A 10,389-nucleotide genomic window follows, 5' to 3' on the forward strand; every position below is an offset into this window, starting at 1 on the left:
CCTCACTTCCCGGCGGCCGGCTTGGCTTCCGGATACGCGATGTCGTGCTGCTGGCCGGTGTAGATGTCCGGGTTCTTCGCGCCCTCGACCTTGAGGATGCCGAGCGAGCCCTTGTGGAACGTGCGGAAGATGCTGTGGTCGACCAGCACGAAATTGCCGGGCACGTCCGCCTTGAACTCGACCATGGCCGAACCGCCGGCCGGGATCAGCGTGGTCTGCACGTTCTCCTGGTACTTGCTGCCGCCCTCGGTCCAGACCTTGTCGAAGATCTCGCCGATCACGTGGAAGCTGGAGACCAGGTTCGGGCCGCCGTTGCCGACGAACATGCGGATCGTCTCGCCCGCCTTGGCCGTCAGCGCGTTGTCGCCCTGCAGCGCATCGACCGAGCCGTTGAACACCACGTAGGTCGGATGTTCGTCGATGGCCTTTTCCAGGCTGAAGGGCTGCAGGCCCGGCTCGCCGTACGCGCCTTCGGTGTAGAAGTCGCCCTGCACCACATAGAACTCCTTGTCGACCGGCGGCAGGCCTTCTTCGGGTTCCACCAGGATCAGGCCGTACATGCCGTTGGCGATGTGCATGCCGACCGGTGCCATCGCACAGTGGTAGATGTACAGGCCGGGATTCAGCGCCTTGAACGAGAACTGCGTTTCACGGCCCGGCAGGGTGAACGTGGCTTCGGCGCCACCGCCCTGGCCGCTGACGGCATGCAGGTCGATGTTGTGCGACATGTGCGAGTCGTGGCGGTTCTTCAGCTTGAACTCCACCGTGTCGCCCTTGCGCACGCGGATGAAGCTGCCCGGCACGGTGCCGCCGAACGTCCAGAAGTTGTAGGTCACGCCGTCGGCCATGCGCATGTCCTTCTCGATCATTTCCAGATCGACGACCACATGGGCGGGCGTCTTGCGCGTGATCGGCGGCGGCACCATCGGCGGTGCCGTCAGCACGGCCTGGATGGTTTCGCCGGCGGGGGTGATCTTGCCGCCCTCGGCGAAGGCGGGGCCGGCGAACAGCGCGGCGAGGGCGCAGGCGAGCAGGGAGTGGTGCAGGCGTTTCATGGCGTTTCCTTCGATGGCTCTCGGTGGGTGTGTGGCCATGGTGGAAACGCGACGGCAGCGCGACGTTGATCTCGATCAATCCGCAGGGTGCGGATGCGCGGATTCGCGCGATGGCTTGACCAAAGTCAAGCGCCACCCGCGGTGCGACAACCCGTCGCATCCGTGTCCCGGGGGTGCGTCGCGAGAATGACCGCCTCACACGAGGAGCTGCGTCATGAACCGTCATCTGCTGGCCACGGCCCTGCTGGGCGCACTCGCGAACATGCCGCTGGCGCACGCGGACGAATCGCACGCCGCGATGCAGGCCGATACGATGGCGACGACCACGCTGGACGGCATCGTCGTGGTTGGCGTCGCCCCAACGATGGCGACCACCTTCATCACCGATCCCAAGCTGCCGCGCCAGCCGGTGCCGGCCAGCGACGGCGCGGACTACCTGAAGACCATCCCCGGCTTCGCCACGCTGCGCAGCGGCGGCACCAACGGCGATCCGGTGCTGCGCGGCATGTTCGGCTCGCGCATCAACCTGCTGACCAACGATGGTGCGATGAGCGGTGCCTGCCCATCGCGCATGGACAATGCGCTGTCCTACATCGCGCCGGAAACCTACGACCGCCTGGTCGTCATCAAGGGGCCGCAGACGGTGCTGTGGGGCGGCGGTGCGTCCGCGGGCACGGTGCGTTTCGAGCGCGAGATCCCCTACTTCGCCGAGCCCGGCGTGCAGGCCTCCGGCAGCGCGCTGGTGGGCAGCGGCAACCGCAACGACCAGGTGCTGGATATCAGTGCCGGTACGCCGCGCGGCTATGCGCGCGTGTCCGCCAACCGCTCGGAGGCCGACGACTACAAGGACGGCAACGGCGACGTGGTGCCGTCGGCCTGGAAAAAATGGAACGCCGACGCCGCGCTGGGCTGGACGCCGGACGAGGACACGGTACTGGAACTCAGCGCCGGCACCGGCGACGCGCAGGCGCGCTATGCCGGACGCGGCATGGACGGCGCACAGTTCAAGCGCGACAGCCTGGGCCTGCGCTTCGAGAAGAAGCGCATCGGCGGCGTGCTCGACGCGGTGGTGGCCAACGTGTACCAGAACGATGTCAACCACGTCATGGACAACTACACGCTGCGCAATCCCGATCCCTCTGGCGGCATGCCGATGCCGATGGCCAGCAACCTGGCCAACCGTGCGCGTGGCGGACGCGTGGCGACGACCTGGAAGAAGGATCGCTGGGAAGTCACCACCGGCCTGGACATGCGTGCCAGCCGCCACAGCATGCGCAGCGCCCCGGGTCGTGGTGCCTACCTGGCGATGCCCTGGACGGTGGACGCGAAGACCCGGACCTGGGGTGCGTTCGCCGAGTCGCACTGGTACATCACCGACAAGCATCACCTGATGAGCGGCGTGCGCCTGGACCGTGCGAAGGCGGAGGACCTGCGCGTGCGCACCGGCGGCATGATGCCGATGCCGAATCCCACGGCCGGCATGACGCGCGAGGAAACGCTGCCCAGCGCCTTCGTGCGCTACGAGTACGACATGGGCGGTCGCTGGGGCGCGTATGCCGGCATCGGCCACACGCAGCGCATGCCCGACTACTGGGAACTGTTCTCGCCGACGCGTGGTCCGGCCGGCGCGCCGAACGCCTTCGCCGGTGTGCAGCCCGAGCGCACCACGCAGCTCGACATCGGCGCGCAGTACAAGGGCACGAAGGTCGATGCCTGGGTCTCGCTGTACGCCGGGCGCGTGCAGGACTTCATCCTGTTCGACTACGGCCGCGGGATGATGGGCAACACCACGCAGGCGCACAACGTGGACGCCAGCATCCGCGGCGGCGAGGCCGGCATCGACTGGCGGCCCGCCGACGGCTGGAAGCTCTCCGGCGCCCTGTCCCACGCCTGGGGCGAGGTGCGCGACACGGGCACCGCACTGCCGCAGATGCCGCCGCTGGAGGCGCGCCTGTCCGCCAGCCGCGAGCAGGGTGCGTGGACGTGGGGCGCGCTGTGGCGCGTGGCGGCGTCGCAGGATCGCGTCAGCACGAGCCAGGGCAACATCGTCGGCCGCGACCTCGGGCCGAGTGCGGGCTTCGCGGTGTTCTCGCTCAATGGCGGCTACCGGTTCAGCGATGCCGTGCAGCTCACGGCCGGCATCGACAACCTGTTCGATCGCGCCTACAGCGAGCACCTCAACCTGGGCGGCAACAGCGCCTTCGGCTATCCGGCCGATCCGGTACGCATCGGCGAACCCGGCCGCACCGCGTGGATGAAGCTCAACCTGCGCTACTGACGGGCCGGTCTGCGGTTCCGGCGCTCAGCCGGAACCATCGGCCTGCCATGTCCACGCCTGCCGCCAGCATCGCCGCTGCGCGTGCAGGCTCACCGCATACGCCAGGGCCAGCGCGACGCCCGCGAGCCGCGCGACGGCGGGCGCGAGCGTCGCGACCACCAGGAGTGCGCCGGCAATCGCATGCAGCAGGAAGGCGCGCCGCTTGTGCGCGTCGTCGAACAGGCTGCCCACGCCCGGCACGCGGATGCCGCGCGGCACGCGCTGGCGCAGCGCGATCCAGGTGAGGAAGCCGGTGATCTCCAGCGCCATGCCGGCCACCAGCAGCGGCACGCCGGCACCGAGGACGAGTGCGCCGACCCGCATCGGCGATGGACCGGTCCACGCGATGAGCACGCTCGCCGCGAGCAGGCATGCGCAGCCCGCCTGCCAGAAGCGGCGCAGCACCGGATCGCGGCGATGCGGGGCACGCGCCTGCAGCAGGAACACGGCCAGCGCGAACATCGCGAACGGCCACGCCGCCATGCGCACGACGGCATGCGGCAGCGCACCCGCCTGCCACGCGAGCATCAGCCCCAGCGTCGCCAGCAACGCCACCTGCCATGCACGCACGCCGGCGGGTGGCGGCGCACGCGTACCGTGCAGCATCGGCAACGTCACGCTGCCGACGGCCGCGAGCAGCCCGAGCACCCAGCCGATGCCACCGATCGCGGCATGCAGGTCGACCAGGTCTGGCGGCGCGGGCGTGCGCCATCCGGTGCGCGCGGCGAGCAGCACCAGCCCGAGGATCGTCGTGGCCACCAGCGCGATCAGCGCCAGGCCGATGCCGTCACGGACCACGCGCTCGCCGTTGCCGCGTGCCACCGCGACCAGCGCGAGCACAGCGAACACCACCAGCGATCCGCCGAGCAATCCGCCCGCAGGCCATGCCAGCGCGCGCACCTGCCATGCCAGTGTGGCCAGCAACGCCACCAGCCCCACGTTGAACACGCCATGCAGCCACGGCGCGCATCGCGTGAATGGCAATGGACTTCCCGCGGCGACCGGCAGGAACTGCACCAGGCTGCCCAGCATCGCGTTGCCGAGCAGGCCCAGCGCCAGCATGTGCACCAGCACCCGCGTGGCCGGGGTCCAGCGCGACAGCACGACCGCGTCGCCGTGCCACGCCAGCCACAGGCCCGCCACGATGCCCCAGGCCAGTGCCGTGGACAGGAAGCGTATCGGCAGCGCCGGCGATGGCGCCTGCGCGAAGGCGAGGCCGCTCATGCCGCGCGCGGCGGATGCAGGGCGTCCCGGTCCTCGGCGTGGCAGATGGCGATGCAGGCGGTGCCGGTGGCCGCGGCATACACGTGGTAGGCGAAGCCGCCCTCATCGAGGATCGGCAGCAACGGCACCGGCGGGCGAGGTGTCAGCGCCACCAGCCGCTCGCCGCGGCGCAAGGTGTCGAGGCAATCGAGGATGCGCTCCATCGGTTCCGGTGCAGGCAGGTCGCGCAGGTCCAGGCGCAACAGGGTCAGGGCATGCGCCATGCGTCTGTCTCCACGTCGCCATGCGACGGCCTGCAGTCGAGCGAGAGGCCCGCTGCATCCAGCGATTCGCGCACGCAGTACGCACACGTGCCGAACGCCTCGGACAGCATCGCGGTGTCGAACGCGCTGTCCATGTCCATCAGCCGACCAGCCACAGCAGCCAGCCCCGGGGATCGTGCGCCCGCGCGATGCCGTACACCTGCAGGAAACACAGCAGGGCGGCCGCCACCAGGCCCGCGCGTGCACCGACATTCCACGAGGGCCGGAACGCCGCGATGCCGAGGCCGACGTAGGCGACCACGAACACGATCTTCGCCACCAGCCAACCGTTGGCGAACAGGCCCGCCGGCAGGATCGTCAACAGCATCATCGCGCCGGTCAGCAGCACGGTGTCGATGGTGTAGCTGGTGTAGCGCACCAGCGCCGCGCGTGGCCAGCGCATGCCGGCGAGCAGGCCGAGCGCACGCAGCGCGAACAGCGTGCCGCTGGTCATCGCCGCCGCCACGTGGACCAGCTTGATGTCGGGATAGAAGGTCATCATGGCGCTCATCCCGGCTTCCCGTCCGCACGCGGACTCAGGTAGATGCCACCGATGCGGCCCACCCAAGGCGCCAGTGCCAGCAGCCAGCCGATGGCCGCCGCGGCCTGCCACGCCATCGCATCCGGCGCGAGGTCGGCCACGATGCGCATCACCGCGACCGCCTGGATGGCGACGAACGCGAACCACGCCGCCTTCGGCATCGCCAGCGGCCGCCCCGAGTGGCCCTGCGTCACCCGCGTGACCATGGCCACCAGCAGGCTGCCGAAGAAGCCGACGAACATCGCATGCATCGGCGCACGCCCGAGGATGAAGTCGTCCGTCGCCAGGAACGCCACGCTCTGCACGACGTACAGCAGGAACGTGATCGGCAGCCACACCGTGCCGATGAACAGCACCGCCAGCAGCCCCGGCATGCGCCCGCGCGGCCACCAGCGACGCACCGCCCACGCGGTCAGCACCAGCAGCGGCGCATCGGCCAGCCACAACCACGCGTAGGCATGCACCAGTTCCAGACCCAGGTGCACCATCAGCAACGCCCACACCGCGCCCAGCCATGGCAGCGAGCGCCACGGCACGTAGCCCGGCACCATGTTGCCGGCGAAGAACGGGAACATGCGGTGCGCCACCGTCACGTAGACCGGCAGCAGCAGGCCGAAGCCGCCCAGCTTGATGCTGGCGAACGCCCACGAGGGCGACGCGCCCAGCGCGAAGGCGATGAACATCGCCAGCCCCAGCCAACCCAGCAGCAGGCCGGCGAAGCACGAGCGCGCGTGCCAGGTCTTTGCGGTGTCGTCGGCGAGCAGGCGACCCAGTGTCAGCAGCGCCGCGGTCCAGCCGGCCAGCGCCATCCACAGGCCGACCGTCAGGCCCGCCGGCCAGCCGGCCACGCCCAGCAGGATCGCCAGCTGCCCGCCCATCAGGCCCAGCCCGACCGGCACGTAGTGCCAGCGCTTCAGGTCGGCCATGCCCATCCAGCGCGGGAACACGGTCAGCAGGAAGCCGAAGATGAAACTCGGCAGCACCAGGTACTGCATCAGGAACGCATGCAGCCAACCCGCGTAGACCGGTGTTTCGGGCATCGTCCACAGGCCCCAGCGCGTGGCGACCAGCCACAGCGTCCACCACAGCATCGCCAGCAGCACGTTGCCGGCGCCGATGAAGAACATCAGCCGGTGCGGCGCATGCGCGAGCCACGCGGGCGAGGGGCCGGGCAACGGGACGGCGGTGCGGGAGCGGGGCGGGGCGACGATGTCGATCTTCATGCGGCCAGCGTGCGCGCGGGCGCGTGGCATCGCCTTGACGTGGATCAGGTCAGCGACGATTCGTTGCCTGTGGTGGCCTTGATCCGGGTCAAGGCCGGGCGGGTGGCGAGCGCCTACAGTCGCGCCATCCGCGCAATCGCGCGCCGACCACGACGAACACAGGAAGCCCGATGTCCGACCCTGCCCATCCCACGTCCGAACAACGCCTGCAGGCCATGACCGAGGCGCTGCGCGCCTGGGACCCGGAAGCCGACGTCACCCTGGAATCCGGCACCGGGCGCCTGATGGTGATGACCACGCTGCCCACCGAGCGCGTGATCGCCCTGCTGAAGGACCTGGGCGAACACGCCGAAGCCGGCGATGCCGAACCGCGCAGGCACAAGGCCGGGCAGTGCTGCGGCGGGTGTTCGCACTGATCAGCGGGTGATCGGAGGCGGATGCGAGGCATCGCGCACATCGCCTCGCACACCTTCAGCGCTTCCTGCTGATGCAGGGATGGCGAAGGCCGCAGCAGGCCGCCACGACCAGGAAGCCGACGCCCAGCGCCAGGACGCGCGGGGGAAGATGGGGCTTCAGCGCAGGCATGAACGGATCGGGCCGCGCACCTTTGAGGAGGCGATCCAGCTCTTTTCCTTCAATTCGTTCGCGGCCATGACGATGCGTGGCCTGCAGGGCGGTGAAACGCCGGGCGACCGGCCAACTCCGCGTGCCTGCTTGAGTCCCGTGCGTTCACCGGGGCCACGCATGCTACCGACCGAACTCCGCCGTGATCGGCTTCGACATCAGCTTCCATGCGATCCATCCGAACAGCGCGCCGAAGGCAAGCGCAAAGACGACGCTCATCACGGCGATGACGACGAAGAACACGCCCATGTCGGGTGCGCCGTGCGCGCCCGCGGCGGCAAACTGGTCGCGAATGGTCGAGAAGAGGCTGGCCTGGATGCCAAGCCCCACGATCTGCCAGACGACGCTGAGCACCATCAGGGCGATGAAGCAGAGGCGGGCCCAGTTCCGGCGCTTCAGCAGGCCGATCGAGGCGACCAGCATGACCACGTTGACCAGCAGGACTGCCAGGAACAACCACTGGACGTTCTCGATCGCGAAGGTCGCGAACGCTGGCAGGCCGGGTTGCGATGGTGCCGTCTGCATGGCTTGGCCGAACTCTTCGCTGCGGAAGATCGTCTGCACCATGATGTTCTGCATGATCCCGATGATCGCGCCGAATCCCGACAGCACGATGAAGATCCATGCCACGACGGTGACGAACGTAGAGCGTTGATCCACTGCGGACATGACCCCTCCCCGGGCTGTGAAGATCGGGAAATCATGCGGCAAGCCGTGGGGCGAGACCAGTGGCGGCCCCCGGCACGGGTGGACGAAGGCGACGGCCGCGGAGAGGATGGCCGACACCAGCGGAAGCCTGCGAGCTGATGCCGGGCGACAGTCCCGTCGGCGCAGGTGGTCGGGGCGTTGCCTAGAAAACCTCGAACATCACCCGCTGCCGATAGGGCTCGCCTACCACGCGCGTGGTGTAGCCCAGCGCTTCGATGCGCGCGGCGACGGCCGCCCAGTTCTGTTCCTTGGTGATCCACAGACGGCGATCCATCTTGCATTCCTGCAGTTCGGACTGGAGGGATCCATCCAGGCCGGACATGAAGGCGTCCGCGGGCGAGTCTTCCAGCGACAGCCGTTCGATCTGCACGGGGTAGCCAAGTTCAAGGTGCAGGCCGAACCGCGGCATGTCATCGACGAAGAGGAATTCTTCCGCAGGCTGGGTCATCCGCTGGCGGACGGCGTCGGCCCAGCCGCTGGCGTCCTTGTGCGTCGTCCAGATGCTGGTGCCGAACTTGAATGCCAGCAGCAGCACCACCCAGAGCAGCAGCCAGTGCATGGCGGGGAGCGACCGCCGCGTCGCCTGCAGTTGCATGGCCACCAGCAGGGCCAGCGGCACGAACAGCGGGAGCAGGTAAAGCGGCATGCGCGAGCGCGCGATGCAGAACACCAGCAGCGGCAGCACGATCCACACCAGCAGCAGCAGCCAGCCCGAGTCGCGGGTACGCGCGTCACGGTCGCGGAACCAGATCGGTATCCGGGCACCCCCCGCGCGGACCGCGCCGAACAGCGCGCGTGTCCATGGCAGGGTGCCGAGCAGCAACACCGGTGCGTACACGTACAGCCACCCGTACCATTCCCCGTTGCGGTCGAACCGGTCGGTGGCGACGCGGTTGACCACCTCGTGCGCGAGCAGGTATTCCAGCAGCCCCGGGTTGCGCAGGGCGACAGCGGCGTACCAGGGCAATGCCACCGCCGCGAACACGGCCAGCGCCGGCAGGCGGAAGAGACGCACGGCCTGCCCTGGCACCAGGCGGTCGAAGACGAGCAGCGCGAGCAATGGCAGCAGGGCCGGTGGCCCTTTGGTGAGGAAGGCCAGCCCGAAGAAGAACCACATCAGGACGACCCACCGCAGCGGGCGCTCCGGCTTCCCGAAGCGTACTTCGACGAATGCCCAGACCGCGGCGGTTTCGGTCGCTGCCAGCAGGTAGTCGGTGGTGAGCAGGTTCGATGCGAGGGCGGTGAAGCCCATCGTGGCGTAAACGATGGCGGCTTCCGCCTCGCGGCCCGGCACCAGCCGGCGCGCGATCAGCCATGCCAGCAGGACGCAGGCCAGGTACGACAGGGCCACCGGCAACCGGGCGGCCCAGGGCGTTGCACCCAGCGCTCCGACGCTGGAGGCGATGGCCCAGTATGTCAGCGGCGGCTTGGTCCAGTGGCCGGTCTCGTGGTTGCGCATCGGCGTGAGCCAGTCGCCACTCGCCAGCATGTTCATGGCGACGTTGGTGTAGCGGCCTTCGTCCGGATCCCAGATGCCGCGGCTGCCAAGGAAGCCGAACGCGAGCACCAGCGCCAGGAGGGCGACGTACCAGCCGGTGCGCTGTGGCATGAAGGATGGAAGCATGGGGCGGCCGACAGGGTTTTCCATACGGAGATGCTCCGGTGCAATTGTGACGAAGCCCTTTCAATGCCGCAGCCAACCCTGCACGGCAGCAGGGCCAGGTGGGCCGGGCGGAAGTCCGTAGCCACGCTGCGCGTGGCGCCTCCCGGACTCTACCGGTGACAGCCCGCCGGCGGAACCATGCCGACGGAGCGGGTGTGGAGCCTCTCGATGCCGTCGAACACGCCCGGAGCGGCCGTCGCCCGGGCCGGGTGGATCCGCCGCTTGATCCGCTCCTGCTTCAGGACGCTGAAGAGGCGCCCGGCCACGGCGTTGTCATGCCAGTTCGGACGACTCATGCCCGGCACCATCCCGGGCACCCTCAGGAACGAGGGCCAGTCGCCGCCGATGAACGGACCCCAAGGCGATGGGATCAACGCGTACGTGGGCCGGCCATAAGGGTTCGTATCAGGAGCCGCAGTATAGGCGCGGCGAGTCTCGATGCCCGCCAATGAGGCATCCGATCGCCGGAAGGAAGAGGGGCAGCGACTCCCTGAGCCCGTTCATTCAGCACTTCTGCAGACAAACGGTTGTCGACAGGGATGACGTGCGGCGGCAGCGGGTGGTCGGCGAGGTAAACGCCGTCGCGTACCGGCCGTATCGGGGCCATGCCTCCATGGGGGGCGTTGTCCCGACGACAGCGCTCAAGTTTCGGGGGGCGCGAAAAAAGAGAGCCGCTGTCGCGGCTCTCTTGCTGCAACCCGCAGCAGATGGCCCGCCCTCTCCGGGTGGGGA

Annotated in this window: 10 protein-coding genes and 1 pseudogene; 2 read left to right on the forward strand and 9 right to left on the reverse strand. The window is 69.0% G+C overall.

All coding sequences use genetic code 11. The features are described from left to right. Positions 1-2 precede the first annotated feature (2 nt). Positions 3-1,055: a copper-containing nitrite reductase gene (gene nirK / locus AX730_RS02440; RefSeq protein WP_062351402.1), complete on the reverse strand. Its 1,053-nt coding sequence runs from the start codon at positions 1,053-1,055 to the stop codon at positions 3-5. A gap of 214 nt (positions 1,056-1,269) precedes the next feature. On the opposite strand from nirK, the gene AX730_RS02445 reads away from it, so the two are divergent. Then, on the forward strand, positions 1,270-3,333 hold the full coding sequence (locus AX730_RS02445; protein WP_062351404.1) for a TonB-dependent copper receptor: 2,064 nt from the start codon (positions 1,270-1,272) through the stop codon (positions 3,331-3,333). Between the two features lie 24 nt (positions 3,334-3,357). Here the strand turns inward: AX730_RS02445 and AX730_RS02450 are convergent, their stop codons facing one another. The 5 genes from AX730_RS02450 to AX730_RS02465 are packed head-to-tail and all read right to left on the reverse strand — an operon-like array spanning position 3,358 to position 6,662. Further along, on the reverse strand, positions 3,358-4,596 hold the full coding sequence (locus tag AX730_RS02450; RefSeq protein WP_062351406.1) for a hypothetical protein: 1,239 nt from the start codon (positions 4,594-4,596) through the stop codon (positions 3,358-3,360). Next, positions 4,593-4,859: a DUF2249 domain-containing protein gene (locus AX730_RS19095; RefSeq protein WP_062351408.1), complete on the reverse strand. Its 267-nt coding sequence runs from the start codon at positions 4,857-4,859 to the stop codon at positions 4,593-4,595. Before AX730_RS19095 ends, AX730_RS02450 begins: the two co-directional genes overlap by 4 nt. Then, positions 4,844-4,993 (reverse strand): hypothetical protein, encoded by a 150-nt coding sequence (locus tag AX730_RS19100; protein ID WP_198146988.1) that lies wholly within the window; start codon positions 4,991-4,993, stop codon positions 4,844-4,846. Before AX730_RS19100 ends, AX730_RS19095 begins: the two co-directional genes overlap by 16 nt. Before the next feature lie 5 nt (positions 4,994-4,998). Beyond that, positions 4,999-5,409, reverse strand: a complete 411-nt coding sequence (locus AX730_RS02460) for a SirB2 family protein (RefSeq protein WP_310165143.1) — start codon at positions 5,407-5,409, stop codon at positions 4,999-5,001. Beyond that, positions 5,406-6,662, reverse strand: a complete 1,257-nt coding sequence (locus AX730_RS02465) for an NnrS family protein (protein ID WP_062351410.1) — start codon at positions 6,660-6,662, stop codon at positions 5,406-5,408. Before AX730_RS02465 ends, AX730_RS02460 begins: the two co-directional genes overlap by 4 nt. A 170-nt stretch (positions 6,663-6,832) precedes the next feature. Between AX730_RS02465 and AX730_RS02470 the strand changes: the two genes are divergently transcribed. Beyond that, positions 6,833-7,078 carry a hypothetical protein gene (locus AX730_RS02470; protein WP_062351413.1) on the forward strand — a complete coding sequence of 82 codons (246 nt, stop codon included), beginning with the start codon at positions 6,833-6,835 and terminating at the stop codon, positions 7,076-7,078. Positions 7,079-7,409: 331 nt separating this feature from the next. Here AX730_RS02470 and AX730_RS02475 read toward each other — a convergent pair whose 3' ends face one another. The 3 genes and pseudogenes from AX730_RS02475 to AX730_RS19305 all read right to left on the reverse strand — a co-directional run. Then, positions 7,410-8,072, reverse strand: a complete 663-nt coding sequence (locus tag AX730_RS02475; protein WP_157074060.1) for a hypothetical protein — start codon at positions 8,070-8,072, stop codon at positions 7,410-7,412. 64 nt (positions 8,073-8,136) lie between these two features. Then, positions 8,137-9,603: an ArnT family glycosyltransferase gene (locus AX730_RS02480; protein ID WP_062351419.1), complete on the reverse strand. Its 1,467-nt coding sequence runs from the start codon at positions 9,601-9,603 to the stop codon at positions 8,137-8,139. A gap of 75 nt (positions 9,604-9,678) precedes the next feature. Further along, positions 9,679-10,007: pseudogene (locus AX730_RS19305) on the reverse strand (hypothetical protein); the annotation flags it as partial. Positions 10,008-10,389: the final 382 nt, after the last annotated feature.

The sequence above is a fragment of the Pseudoxanthomonas mexicana genome (genome assembly GCF_001556105.1).
GTDB lineage: Bacteria > Pseudomonadota > Gammaproteobacteria > Xanthomonadales > Xanthomonadaceae > Pseudoxanthomonas_A > Pseudoxanthomonas_A mexicana_A.